Source organism: Shewanella sp. VK101 (genome assembly GCF_056497865.1).
In genome coordinates this window covers 3,109,650-3,122,578 of record NZ_CM151402.1, presented here as the reverse complement: position 1 = coordinate 3,122,578, position 12,929 = coordinate 3,109,650, and the positions used below count along the sequence as shown (strand labels likewise).

At 53.0% G+C, this 12,929-nt stretch carries 9 protein-coding genes; 4 read left to right on the top strand and 5 right to left on the bottom strand.

The window, feature by feature from the left end:
* Window positions 1-151: 151 nt before the first annotated feature.
* Window positions 152-1,921 (top strand): monovalent cation:proton antiporter-2 (CPA2) family protein, encoded by a 1,770-nt coding sequence (locus ACSHSR_RS13950; RefSeq protein WP_479630849.1) that lies wholly within the window; start codon window positions 152-154, stop codon window positions 1,919-1,921.
* Between the two features lie 49 nt (window positions 1,922-1,970).
* Here the strand turns inward: ACSHSR_RS13950 and ACSHSR_RS13945 are convergent, their stop codons facing one another.
* Entirely contained in the window at window positions 1,971-4,397 is a 2,427-nt protein-coding gene (locus ACSHSR_RS13945) for a TonB-dependent receptor (protein ID WP_479630848.1), read from the bottom strand.
* Window positions 4,398-5,128: 731 nt separating this feature from the next.
* Between ACSHSR_RS13945 and aceB the strand changes: the two genes are divergently transcribed.
* From aceB to ACSHSR_RS13930, 3 genes are all read left to right on the top strand, one after another.
* Complete coding sequence (aceB, locus tag ACSHSR_RS13940; protein WP_208134280.1) at window positions 5,129-6,739, top strand: malate synthase A; 1,611 nt, start codon at window positions 5,129-5,131, stop codon at window positions 6,737-6,739.
* A gap of 73 nt (window positions 6,740-6,812) precedes the next feature.
* Window positions 6,813-8,135 (top strand): isocitrate lyase, encoded by a 1,323-nt coding sequence (gene aceA, locus ACSHSR_RS13935; protein ID WP_028779181.1) that lies wholly within the window; start codon window positions 6,813-6,815, stop codon window positions 8,133-8,135.
* 293 nt (window positions 8,136-8,428) lie between these two features.
* The gene (locus tag ACSHSR_RS13930; protein WP_479631525.1) at window positions 8,429-9,817 is read left to right on the top strand and encodes an HDOD domain-containing protein; all 1,389 of its coding nucleotides are present in this window, start codon (window positions 8,429-8,431) and stop codon (window positions 9,815-9,817) included.
* Here the strand turns inward: ACSHSR_RS13930 and ACSHSR_RS13925 are convergent.
* The 4 genes from ACSHSR_RS13925 to ACSHSR_RS13910 form a co-directional block, all read right to left on the bottom strand.
* Complete coding sequence (locus ACSHSR_RS13925) at window positions 9,797-10,342, bottom strand: nuclear transport factor 2 family protein (RefSeq protein ID WP_044734157.1); 546 nt, start codon at window positions 10,340-10,342, stop codon at window positions 9,797-9,799. The genes ACSHSR_RS13930 and ACSHSR_RS13925 overlap by 21 nt on opposite strands.
* Before the next feature lie 116 nt (window positions 10,343-10,458).
* Window positions 10,459-11,283, bottom strand: a complete 825-nt coding sequence (locus ACSHSR_RS13920; RefSeq protein WP_025009748.1) for a M90 family metallopeptidase — start codon at window positions 11,281-11,283, stop codon at window positions 10,459-10,461.
* A gap of 179 nt (window positions 11,284-11,462) precedes the next feature.
* Window positions 11,463-11,867, bottom strand: a complete 405-nt coding sequence (locus tag ACSHSR_RS13915; RefSeq protein ID WP_208124448.1) for a CopG family transcriptional regulator — start codon at window positions 11,865-11,867, stop codon at window positions 11,463-11,465.
* Complete coding sequence (locus tag ACSHSR_RS13910) at window positions 11,827-12,570, bottom strand: AAA family ATPase (RefSeq protein WP_208221540.1); 744 nt, start codon at window positions 12,568-12,570, stop codon at window positions 11,827-11,829. Before ACSHSR_RS13910 ends, ACSHSR_RS13915 begins: the two co-directional genes overlap by 41 nt.
* Between the last annotated feature and the right edge of the window lie 359 nt (window positions 12,571-12,929).

The window sequence follows — 12,929 nt, the reverse complement described above, 5'->3', positions numbered from 1 at the left end:
TATCAAGGCCTATAAAGCTGGCTATACTGAAACTCCCGTGATAGGCCCGAGTCAAACTTGCTTTGGGCCATTTAGATCATCCATGCCTTTTATCCCTGTATATAAGTGTGGCAAACAACAGCCTTCTATTGCTATTTGTTAAGGAGTCTCGATGGAACAGGCCGGCATTTTTACCTCTGTGCTCATGTTTTTGCTCGCTGCCGTGGTGTTGGTTCCACTTGGCAAGCGCTTTGGTATAGGCCCCATACTTTCTTACCTCGCCGCCGGAGTATTGCTTGGACCGGGCGGTGTTGCTGTGGTTTCCGAGCCGGCTGCTGTGCTTCATTTTGCCGAGCTTGGGGTGATCCTCATGCTGTTTGTCATGGGGCTGGAGTTGACCCCAGGCAAACTCTGGGAACTTCGCAGTGCCATATTTGGCCTAGGCAGTGGTCAGTTACTGCTGTCCTGGGCAGCGGTCAGCGCTTTGGCATTCGGTGTCGGGCTTTCCATTGAAGCCGCTATCATTGTCGGTGCAGCTCTGTCCCTGTCTTCTACAGCATTTGCGGTGCAATTAATGAATGAGCAGCGACTGCTCACTACACCAGTGGGGCGTGATGCCTTTGGGGTATTGCTGATGCAGGATCTGGCGGTGATCCCCATGATGCTGCTGATTGCTTATCTGTCGCCAAGCGGCGCCGACCCGGCTCATCATGCCGTACCCTGGTATTGGACCTGTGTAGCTTTATTGGGATTTTTGCTGGTGGGTAAATATCTGCTTCCCAAAGTATTGCAGTTGGTGGCGGCCAGTGGGGTGCGCGAAGTGCTGACGGCGTTTTCGCTATTGCTTGTGATGGGCAGTGCGGCGTTAATGGCCTGGCTCGGGCTGTCGGCCGGTATGGGGGCGTTTTTGGCCGGTATCATGCTGGCCAACTCGGGTTATCGCCATCAGCTTGAAACCGATATTGAACCTTTCAAGGGTTTGCTGTTGGGGCTGTTTTTCATGGCCGTAGGCATGACCATGGATCTTGGCTTACTACTGAAGGAGCCTTTGGCGTTGTTGGGGATCCTCTTTGGCATGTTGGCGGTCAAGACTTTGGTGCTGATGTTGCTTGGAAAGCTTAGGCACCATACCTGGCGCAGTGCCATGGTGCTGGGTTTGATCCTGGCAGAAGGCGGTGAATTTGCTTTTGTCCTGCTTTCCCAGGCGCAGCTGTCGGGGATCTTGTCTGAAAAAATCAGCCAGATGTTAGTGTTGGCTATAGGTTTGTCGATGGCGATAACCCCTTATCTGCTTAAGTTGTTCAAGCAACTCGGTAAACCGGCCGAAACCAGCCGTCTGCCGGATGTGATAGAAGCGGCTGACAGTGAAGTGGTGATCGCCGGTTTTGGTCGCATGGGGCAGATAACCGGCCGTATTTTGGCATCCTCCGGGATCCCGTTTGTGGCGCTGGATAAAGACGCCCGCCACGTGGATGTGGTGCGCCAGTTTGGTGGTGAGGTGTACTTTGGTGATGCCAAGCGACTCGATATGCTGTTTTCGGCCGGTTTGCCCAAGGCGCGGGTGATCCTGGTGGCGGTTAATAATGTGGAAGACTCACTGCAGATAGTGACTCAGGTGAAGACTCACTTCCCCCATGTGGCCGTAGTCGCCAGGGCTCGTGACCGTAACCATGCCTATCGTTTGATGAGCCTGGGGGTGACTTCGGTATTTCGGGAAACCTTTGGTTCGGCGCTCAGTGCCAGTGAGAGTGTGCTGCATACGCTGGGTCTGAGTCAGGTACAGGCCAATGAGCGAGTGAAGATATTTGCCGAGCATGACAAGGCGCAGGTTGAGGCCGGGGCCAAACATAAGGACGATCTCAAGGCGCTTATTCGTTTGTCCAACAAGGGCAGGGCGGAGCTGGAGTCTTTGATGCGGGCGGATAAAGACAAGGGCCTGTAAGGGTTCTGCCCTGAGACAAAAAGCGCGCCAATCGGCGCGCTTTTGTGGTTTAGAAGCGGTAGCTGACACTCAACTTGGCGTTGCGTTCGGCCCCCGGCATGCCGCCAAGGAACATCGCCTTGTCGTAGTAGCGGGTGTTGAACAGGTTATTGAGGTTCAGCTGCACACTCCAGTCATCGGCCTTGTAGGCAATGGCCGAATCCCAAACTGTGTAGGCGGGCACTTTGCCATCCGGGATCCCGAAGGAATCCGAGTTGGTGCTGCGCTCGTCGACATAACGAACCCCAAAGCTGACGGACAAGGGTTGCGGCAGCGCCTGCCACTGATGGTTGTAAGTGACCCAGGCACTGGCACTGACCTGAGGAACCCCTTTCTGGCGGCTGTTGTAGCTGCTGGAGTTGGGGTCATTCTTGTTGCGTGCATCCTGATACAGACCATTGAGGTTTATCAACCATTCTTCATTGAGGTGAGCGTTGAGATCCAGCTCGGCACCTGTGGTCTTGTCCTTGCCATCGTAAAAGAACTCGGGCACTGAGATGTTGTAGTCAGGTGCACCTTCTTTGTCATTGTATTCCGGGTTACCGTAGCGCAGGTTAGTGCGCTCGCTCTGGAACAGGACCAAGGAGCCGAGCAGCTGATCATCAAAGCCCTTGAAGCGCATACCGAGATCATAGCTCAGGGATTCAGAATCCTTCCTGTCCGCCGCGCCGCCGCTCTCTGCACCCGTTACGGCACCGAGCACGCTGTAGGCCGTGCGTCCTTTGGCATGATTGACGAAGAAGGACAGATTATCCGTCGGCATATAAGTTAACCCCAGGTTGTAGGTAATGCCGTGATCTTTGGTGTCCTGCTCCGGGGTCGGATCTTTTTTAGGAGTGCCCAGATGACTGTACTTCTGCTCAATCTCATTGAACGCTACACCCACCCTGGCAGTAAAGGTTTCACTCAGGTAACCCACATACTGCATGCCCAGACCCCAGGCGCGGACTTGTTTGTTGTAGTTGTCCTTGAGATCCGGGTTGTAGTCCTCAAAGGCTTTGTCACCCCAGTTGGGATTGCGGATATCCAGAATATAAGGCAGTTCACCGCCGCCATCTTTGTCGTACAGTGCCCAGCTCTTGTAGGCGATATCTCTGTCTTCCAGATTGGCATTCAGCAACAGCTCACTGTCTATGCCTGCCAGGCTGAAGTTGTAGCGCATATCGGCAAAGTACTGCCAGGATTTCTCGTGGGCATCTACCTTGCGGTATTCCTGTCTTCTGGCGGCATAAGGATACAGGACATCATCAATCACCAGTGGCGCACGGGGATCGGCATTGATCACGTCTACGGATTTGACCTTGCGTTTCCAGTAAACATAGTTATATGCGCCAGTCTGGCGGATGAACCCGGACTGGTAGTCTCTATACTGCAACTGCTGATTGAGCTGCAGATTGTCACTGAGGGCGATGTTGTGGTTCAGCTTGAAGCGCCACTCTTCGCCTTCATTGGGCCTGCTGATGGGAGAAGCCAGGCTGGTATCGCCTATGTCGAAGGGTTCGATTCCATCGCTCGCCACCAGGGAGTCAGCCAGTTGTTGCCGCTGCGCCTCGGTCAGTTGAATGCCGGCGCCATTGGGGTCGTTAACCAAATCTTGCCAGCTGACTTGTGCGCCGCTCAGGCCACCGGTAGAGGCAGCGTTGTAGATACGTATCGGGTGGCCTACAGAGTCTACTTGCACAGAGTCTTTAATCCAAGCGGCCGACAGCACCAGATCTTGAGAGTTTGAAGGCAGAATTTTCAACGAGGTATAGACTTCATCTCTGTCGCTGCCGATATCACGATAGCCATCGCTACGGGCATGTTTGGCCACCAGGCGATAGGCCAGGGTGTCGCTCAAGCCTCCGGTTGAGTCGAGCCCCAGGCTGTAACTGTTCCAGGAGCCCACTTCGGCGCTGACTTCTGTGCTGTCCTGAAATTGAGGTTTCTTTTCAATAAGGTTGATGATCCCGCCGGCGCTGCCCATACCATAGAGCCCGGTCGCCGGGCCTTTGAGCACCTCAACCGCTTCCACATTGGTCATGGAGCGAGTGGGATTAAAAGTGTTGCCGAGTCCTGCGCCGCCGTACATGCCGTCATAAGTGTAGTTGGCGTCCAGGCCACGGATCACCAGGTTATCACCTATCCCGTAGTTGTTGCCGGCTTGGGTAACACCACTGATGTTACGCACCAGATCCTGCAGAGAGTCGGCCCCCTGGGCGGCAAACAGCTCTTTATCTATCACCACCAAAGCCGCCGGGGTTTCCATCAGCGACATATCTGATTTTGTCGCCAGCCCTGAATTCATTACCACCTTGTTTTGTTTGCCATAAACGGTAATGCGTTCCACATCCTGTGATACCTGTTGTGACTGAGTCGCTTCGTTTGCCTGTGCGGCCTGTGCCATGGTCAGCGACAGGCAAGCCGTCACCGCCAGAGATATTGCGGATTGCTGCATTTGAGATCATCCCCCTCTAAAGTAGGGTGCGAATGATAATGGTTTTTATTTGTCTTGCAACAAAAGTTTCAAACTGTGTCAACCGAATGGATATTTTTTGACTAAGTCACTTGGATCCTGTTTCGGGAGCAAAATAGGCAAGTTTTTGAAAAAAATTTAAAAAAAATCGTTTTTTTATTGCTGCTGACCAAAGAGTCGGCCTGTGTTGATCACTATACGCAAGTCGTGAAAAACGGATCTCGATCACATTTAATTCTAACCTTTACGTAAAGGTTATAATTAAACGCTCGTTTAATACTCATCACAGTTGCATTATTGTTAACTATTTATTTTTGTTGGTTATTTGAAGTTGACCCTGACGAGAGTTCGAAACGGATATTCGCGGATTAGACCTAAGTTTTAATGATATTTTGTGGAAATTAATTCTTCCTTCTTGTTATTTAGTTACGTAATAAATTACTTTGGCGTTTGTGTGGTCAAGTTGTCTGACATTTTTCTGTAACCTGCAGCATGAGTCTTTGTGGTTTAATGTTTTTTATTGTAAAAACAATCAGTTGCGCCTTGGTTTTTGGCTTGGTCATACCAATTTTGAGTCAAGTTAAAGCCTAGTTTTTGACGATTTTTTCGACATGCCGACTGTTGCAAATACAAATGTTTATCGATAGGTTTTAGTACGAAACGAACATTTGCAGGGTTTGGCAGCCTTATCTGCCTTCCAGGGAGACAGCAGCATGATAGCAGAGACAGTCGCACAGCAAGGGCTCAGTATTAAGGGGGCCGAAATACCACAGCAGCAGAGCCTTTTTACTGAAGGTGCGCTCAACTTCCTCGAGGCTCTGTGTCGGGAGTTTGCTCCGGAAGTGACCAGCTTGCTGGAAAAGCGTGAGCAACGTCAGCAGCGGATAGACGGCGGCGAGTTGCCGGACTTTTTACCGCAAACCCGAGCCATTCGAGATGGTGATTGGCAAATTCGCGGTATACCGGCGGATCTTAAAGATAGACGGGTCGAGATCACCGGGCCTGTGGATCGCAAGATGATCATCAATGCGCTCAACGCCAATGTAAAAGTTTTTATGGCCGACTTCGAAGATTCGCTGGCACCCAGCTGGCAAAAGGTGGTCGAGGGCCAAATCAACCTGCGTGACGCCGTCCGCGGTGAAATTGATTTCACCGCGCCGGAAACCGGCAAACACTATCAATTGCAGGCTAACCCCGCGGTATTGATTGCCAGGGTGCGGGGGCTGCACCTGCCGGAGGCGCATGTCGAATTCAACGGTAAGCCTATTCCCGGCTGCTTATTCGACTTTGCTTTGTACTTTTATCATAACTATCGCCAACTGCTTGCCAAGGGCAGTGGACCTTACTTCTATATTCCCAAGCTCGAGAGCCATCTTGAGGCGCGCTGGTGGGCCAAGGTGTTTGCCTTCGCCGAAGAGCGTTTCTGCCTGCAGAGCGGTGCCATTAAGTGCACCTGTCTGATTGAAACTCTGCCGGCCGTGTTTGAGATGGAGGAGATCCTCTATGAGCTGCGCTCCAACATAGTGGCGCTCAATTGTGGCCGTTGGGATTACATTTTCAGCTATATCAAAACCTTGAAGAAGCATCCCGATCGTATTTTGCCGGACCGCCAGCAAGTGACCATGGATAAGCCGTTTCTCAGCGCCTATTCACGCCTGCTGATCAAAACCTGCCACAAGCGCGGCGCTCTGGCGATGGGCGGCATGGCGGCCTTTATTCCTGCCAAGGATCCGCAAACCAATGCCCAGGTGCTGGAGCGGGTTCGCAAGGACAAAGAGCTTGAGGCCCGAAACGGCCATGACGGTACCTGGGTGGCACACCCTGGCCTGGCTGATACCGCCATGGGGATTTTCAACGAATATATAGGTGAAGAGCACGCCAACCAGCTGCATATCACCCGCGACGTGGACGCACCCATCCTGGCGGCCGAGCTGCTCAAACCCTGTGATGGTGAGCGCACCGAAGAGGGGATGCGACTCAATATTCGTATTGCGCTGCAGTACATAGAAGCCTGGATTGGCGGCAATGGTTGTGTACCCATCTATGGCTTGATGGAAGACGCAGCCACAGCGGAAATCAGCCGCGCCTCTATCTGGCAATGGATCCAGCACGGGCAAAAGCTTTCCAACGGCAAGCCGGTGACCAAGGCACTGTTCAGCGCCATGTTGAAAGAAGAGTTGGCCAATGTACGTGAAGAGCTCGGCAGCGAGCGTTTCGATAACGGCCAATTCAAGCAGGCGGCAAGCTTATTGGAAGAGATCACCACAGCCGATGAGCTGGTGACCTTCCTGACCTTGCCGGGCTACGAGCTGCTTACCCGATAACCCCATAACCATTAACGGCTGCTGCCCGCGGGGGCTGGGTGGCTGCCAAATTACCCTACGAAGGAGAGTCAAAATGACCAAGGCAACACAGAATTCACGTCAGGCGCAGATAGAAGCTTTGAAAAAGGATTGGGCTGAAAATCCACGTTGGCAGGGCGTTCGCCGTCCATTTACCGCAGAAGAAGTTGTGGCATTGCGCGGTTCAGTGGTTCCTGAAAACACTATCGCCAAGCGCGGTGCAGCCAAGTTGTGGGAGCTGGTTAATGGCGGCGCGAAGAAGGGCTATGTTAACTCTCTCGGCGCTTTGACCGGCGGTCAGGCCGTGCAGCAGGCCAAGGCGGGTATCGAGGCCATCTACCTTTCAGGCTGGCAGGTGGCGGCCGATGCCAACCTGGCGGGCACCATGTATCCGGATCAGTCACTCTATCCGGCCAACTCTGTGCCTGCCGTGGTGGGACGGATCAATAACTCTTTCCGCCGCGCCGATCAGATCCAGTGGAATCAGGGCAAAAACCCGGAAGATGAGGGTTATGTCGATTACTTCCTGCCGATTGTGGCCGATGCTGAAGCCGGATTCGGTGGCGTGCTGAACGCCTATGAGTTGATGAAGTCCATGATAGATGCCGGCGCCGCCGGGGTGCACTTCGAAGATCAACTGGCCTCGGTGAAAAAGTGTGGTCACATGGGCGGCAAGGTTTTGGTGCCGACTCAGGAAGCGGTACAGAAGCTGGTGGCGGCCCGTCTGGCAGCCGACGTATCCGGAGTGGATACTCTGGTGATTGCCCGTACCGATGCCAACGCCGCTGATCTGTTGACCTCAGACTGCGACCCCTATGATCGCGACTTCATCACCGGAGAGCGTACCCAGGAAGGTTTCTACCGGGTGAAGGCAGGTTTGGATCAAGCCATTTCCCGCGGGCTTGCCTACGCACCTTATGCCGACCTTATCTGGTGTGAAACTGCCAAGCCGGATCTGGAAGAGGCGCGCCGCTTTGCCGAAGCCATCCATGCCCAGTATCCGGATCAACTGTTGGCCTACAACTGTTCACCTTCGTTCAACTGGAAGAAGAACCTGGATGACGCCACTATTGCCAAGTTCCAGCAGGAGCTTGCCAACATGGGCTACAAGTACCAGTTCATCACTTTGGCCGGTATTCACAACATGTGGTACAACATGTTCGATCTCGCCTACGACTATGCCCGCGGCGAAGGCATGAAGCACTATGTTGAGAAGGTTCAGGAAGCCGAATTCGCTGCCGCGCAGAAGGGATACACTTTTGTGGCGCATCAGCAGGAAGTGGGTACAGGTTACTTTGATCAGGTGACCAATGTTATCCAGGGCGGCCAGTCCTCTGTCACGGCTCTGAGTGGTTCGACCGAAGAAGAGCAGTTTTAATCCCCTGTGTTGGCGTCCTCGGGCGCCACTTCCCCGGAAATGAACCTACGCCATTTTCGGGGGTAATTTGTGACTTCCCAGTCATTTGAGCCTTGTTGCTTGTGTTTTGGCGACTCATTGAGTCGCCTTTTTTTGTTGTAATTGTGTTATTTCTTTGAAGTTTGTGCTTTATTCATAACAAGAGTTCCATTCTCAAGCCCACCGCTGGGCCAATACCTGAAAGAGTTGAGTCGTATTTGAAATCAGCCAACAAGGGGGTGGATTACTGGACCCGCAGGATCAGTGATCAGGAAATGCCCGCACTTTGCTCAACAATAAGGACATTGGAAAAACTCGCCAAGGACGATGTGTCCTCCATGGCGATTCTGGGGCGCAGCATAATGCACGACAATGCGCTCACTTCCCGTATTTTGCGGGTGGCCAACAGCGCCATCTATAACAAGGGGATAAGCCCTGTTACAACGGTCAGCCGCGCTGCCGTGGTACTGGGGTTCGACACCATCCGCAATATCTGCATTACCGCCAAACTCCTCTCCAGTTTGCTGGAAAGCAAAAATCTGGCGCCCTCGGTTTATCAAAGGTTGCTTAAGCTGATGGCTCAGGCGTTTCAGGCCGCCATGTTGGCCAAGATGATGCTCGATGGCTACGATGAGGAGTTGCAGGAAGAGGCGTTTATTGCCGCGCTGCTCTATCACTTGGGTGAGAGTGCCTTTTGGAGCACGGGAGCCGAACTGGCCGAGGAGCTGGATTCTGCCCTCAGCGCCGAAAGTGATGCCGTAAACAGGCTCAATCTGGTGCGTGAGGCGCTCGGGGCTTCATTCAATCAGCTCAGCCAGGGGCTGGCCCGCAGTTGGGGCCTGGGTGAACTCTTGTGCAAGTCGCTCAGCAATCCCGATGAACGCACGCCGGAAATTCGCAGTATTTTTCTGGCCAATAAACTCAGCGAAGCGCTGGCCGGCGCCGCACTCAAACCCGAGGAGCTGGAGCGGCGCCTTAAACAAGCCGCCGATATGCTCAAGCTGGATACAGATGAGTTTCGTGGCCGGGTCCTTCGCTGCTCCAACGCTACCGCCAAGTTGGCCGAAGCCTATGGTGCCAAGGTGCTTATCGAGTATCTGCCGGACACAGATCAGTTGCTGCCCCAGGAGAGGGTAGCTGAGGTTGTAGTGCGCGAGGCAAATCTTGCGTTCCAGCTGAAAAAACTCAGAGAGCTGACCGGCTATGCGGTCGAGAAGACTGATTTTAATAAGGTCGTGACCACGGCATTGGAGGGGATACTCGAGGGTATTGGTCTTGACCGCTGCGCCGTGCTCTTGCTGTCACCGAGTAGGCGTATGTTGCAACCGAGAATCGCGCTGGGGGACGGCGCCGAGGAGATGAAAAACGACTTTATTCTCGAGCTGGAAGGCCGCGGCACCTTGCTGAGGGATTGTATTGAAAATCAGAAACTGGCCTGGCAGGGCGAGGGGGCCGACAAAGCCGTATTAGGAGAACAGCTGGCGAGAAAAGTCCCCGCCAGTGGTTTTATGCTGGCACCGCTGAAAGTGGACAATAAGGTAATAGGCGTCTATTACGCCGACAAGGCCAGTTCGGGCCGGGACATTCATCCTGAAGATTTTGACAGCTTTGGCCACTTCGTGCAGTTGGCCAACATCTGTTTCTCAGTTGCCTTCAGGCACTGATTTCTGCTTTTTGCGATACAGCTTTATCTGATCGGTAATTCTGGGCGCCAGGGCGTTGGGAATGGGGAAACTCAGGCTGTATTGCAGTATTTGCCAGCCTTGTTCGGTTTTGACAAGCGTGCCTGTGCCCCGTCCAAGCCCATAGGACTGGCTGTCCAGTAGTTCATCGAACACTATCACATCGCCGTGTTGTACCAGGCGGCGCGAGGAACTTTGGTAAGTCCAGCCCTTGGTGGCACGGGCATACTGCTCAAATTCAACCATATTCCAGTATTCACTGGCATCTGTACCGATAAACCCCGCATCGGGGCTGAAGAGGCTAAAGTAGCTGTCCCAGTCGGCATTGGCAGCACTTTGGTGCAGCTTATCCAATACCGAAGCGGCCTGAGCTTGGCTATCATCGAGCTGGCCACTTTGCTCCTGGCCGTTTTGATTGCCGGCTTCCAGGCTATTTGCCAAGGCTGAATGGCCGTAAATCGGTAGTAGCAGCGCTGTAGTCAGCAACAGAGGCTTAAGGTGCAACATAATGTTTCCTCTTATAAATTTTTATTGTTGGCCCCAGCTTACCCCAATTATGCACAAGATGTGAGCCAAATGGGTTTTCTGTTTGCAGGCATGCCGTTATGCAGTTGAAAGCTGGCCTAGTGCCAACTCAGGGGATCGAGACGATAGAAGCGGCTCAGCTCCTGGTAGAGTGCCGGATAATCGGCTCTCATCTGCTGCGGCTGTTCGAAGAACACCTCGCTTATTACGGCAAAGAACTCGGCCGGATTGGTGGCGCCGTAGTAACTGAATAGGCTGGGCTCACCACTGGCGGCCTGAGCCTGCAGTTTGGCAAACTCTCGGCCAAGCACCTGCGACCACACAGGGTAGGCGTTGAACTCGCCGAGTCTGGGAGCGCCATTGGCATCGCCTGCTTCCTGATCCAGTTGATGGGCGAATTCATGGATCACGACATTCCGGCCGTCTGCCGGATCGGCGGCGTCATCCAGGGTATTTTGCCAGGAAAGGACGACCTTTCCCTGACCCCAGGATTCTCCCGCCAATAACCTTTGGCTGTGCCATTCCAGGCCATTGGCATCCCGCTGCTGCTGGCGAACAATAAAGGCCGATGGGTACACCAGAATTTGTCTCAGGTTAGGGTAATAGTCGGTTTGGCGATTGAGTAACAAGAGACAGGCCTGCGCGGCTATGGTCAGACGGATTTCATCATCTATCTCCAACCCGTCGCAACCGACAAACTGCTTTTCCGCCAGAAACACCTGGATGTGTTTCTTGAGTTGCAGCTGCAAGTCACTGGGCAGGGAACGGAAATAGGGCATACGTTTTTTCAAAATAGTGCGCCATTCCTTGGGGAAAGGCTTGGCGCGTATCTTGTCTCTGCGTCTGCGATCCCGCCAGGATTGGCTGAGGATCCAACCTATGGCGCTGGCGCCGGCGGCAAGGGTGATCAGAATGGCCAGCATGATCCGGCTCCATGGCTAAAGAGTCTAATCAGATCTGTGGGGGCTCAGTGGGAATAACTCAAGCTCGGCGCATGAAAAACAAGCAAAAAAAAGCTGACAGCAAAGAGGTTGAAACCTGTTATTGGCTGTCAGCAAAGGGTGGGAGTGTCAAACAGTCCACACATTTCAAGGGAAAGGAATCAGTCCGGCATAAACTTCTGCTCCAACTCGCGGCGCTCTTGCGGTGTCAGGCTGTGATGATGCTTGATAAGCAAACGTATCAAGCGTGACTTGGCAATATCACAGTCGCTGGCCATTTCGGCCAGGTGGCTGATGGCCGCTTCACTCAGGGTGAAAGTTGCCTTGCGAAAAGGTTCGTGGCGGCGTTTGGGTATCAGCTTTTGCTGAGTGGCTTCCTGCTTGGCGGAAGTTGTATTGGAATACCGCTGCTCAACCGGCATAGTTGCCGCCGATTGCTGTGTTTGCCCCATGGCGTAATAGATGGCACCGTCGATAAACTCATCCAGGGATTGCATGGCCAACATACGCTTACGGGCATCGACCTCAGATGGCGTAACGTTTTTCTTCAGATCGGCCAGTCCCATACTGAGTCCTCATGCTGTTGAGTTGGTTGGTCATCAGGCGGCTGCGGATCTCAGTGGCATTCTGTGCCTGCAGCATTTCGCAGGCGATGGCACGGATCTCGGCGGCGGCCTTGCCCTTCGGCTCAAATTCAATTACCGAGCGGCCGGACTCTTCGCTGTCATCATAGATGTTACGGCTGTAGGTAATGGCGTCCAGCACATTGATATCGTAGGTTTTGCAGACTTCCTTGGCCTCTAGAATACGGCTGGCCTGATTGGGCAGGTTAGGGCACTGGGTGATGACAAAAGAGGCGCGCATCTTGGGGTTTATCATCATGCAGGTAGCGACTATGTCGTCCATATGGCTGACGGTTTTAAGATCGCGGCGCTTGGGCCTGAGGGGCATGAGCACATGGGAGGCCACTGACATGGTGGCACGCAGCGCCAGGTTGTCCTGGCCGCCGCAATCGACTATCACATAATCGTAGTGTTGCTCCAGGCTCAACAGATCGTTGCGGATTTTGCCATAGAGTTGAACACAGTTGATCCCGGCTAGCTTGCCGTCGTTGTTGCGGGCCTGGATCCAATCAGAGGTGGTTCGCTGAGGGTCGCAATCCACCATGATCACCGATGCGCCACATTCCACCGTGAGAAAAACGGCAATGTTTTGTGCCAGGCAGCTCTTGCCGCTGCCCCCCTTTTCACCGCCAACGAGTATGATCATTGTCTTGCCCTCTGAAAGCCTGTTATTAAGTTATTTGCTCTTTCCCTAATGGCTTACAACTTTCCTTGGTTCGGGAGTGTTCCCAACCTGATGTTTGCCGTGTCGCTGCTTTTCTGCACTCCGAAAAGTTGTTGCTGACGGAGGTGAACAGTGAACGGTAAAACAAATGTAAAAGCTAAATTGTTCTTGGTCAACTTAATGATTTTTATTGGTTTTTATTGTTTTTGCCGCGTCATGTTTTTGGCGTTGTCCCTTGGGTTGCCGTAATAATGGCAGTGTTGCCGGTGAGGGGAGGTGACGTAGGAAATTATCAATAAAATTATGCTGTTAAAAAATGTTTCCGCGTCATTTATTTGTTA

Excerpts from the sequence above, each read along its gene's own strand:
- ACSHSR_RS13920 (WP_025009748.1), bottom strand. The coding sequence starts at position 11,283 with ATGCTGGCCATTCTGATCACCCTTGCCGCCGGCGCCAGCGCCATAGGT.
- ACSHSR_RS13925 (WP_044734157.1), bottom strand. The coding sequence starts at position 10,342 with ATGTTGCACCTTAAGCCTCTGTTGCTGACTACAGCGCTGCTACTACCG.
- ACSHSR_RS13915 (WP_208124448.1), bottom strand. The coding sequence starts at position 11,867 with ATGGGACTGGCCGATCTGAAGAAAAACGTTACGCCATCTGAGGTCGAT.
- ACSHSR_RS13945 (WP_479630848.1), bottom strand. The coding sequence starts at position 4,397 with ATGCAGCAATCCGCAATATCTCTGGCGGTGACGGCTTGCCTGTCGCTG.
- aceB (WP_208134280.1), top strand. The coding sequence starts at position 5,129 with ATGATAGCAGAGACAGTCGCACAGCAAGGGCTCAGTATTAAGGGGGCC.
- ACSHSR_RS13930 (WP_479631525.1), top strand. The coding sequence starts at position 8,429 with ATGCCCGCACTTTGCTCAACAATAAGGACATTGGAAAAACTCGCCAAG.
- ACSHSR_RS13910 (WP_208221540.1), bottom strand. The coding sequence starts at position 12,570 with ATGATCATACTCGTTGGCGGTGAAAAGGGGGGCAGCGGCAAGAGCTGC.
- ACSHSR_RS13950 (WP_479630849.1), top strand. The coding sequence starts at position 152 with ATGGAACAGGCCGGCATTTTTACCTCTGTGCTCATGTTTTTGCTCGCT.
- aceA (WP_028779181.1), top strand. The coding sequence starts at position 6,813 with ATGACCAAGGCAACACAGAATTCACGTCAGGCGCAGATAGAAGCTTTG.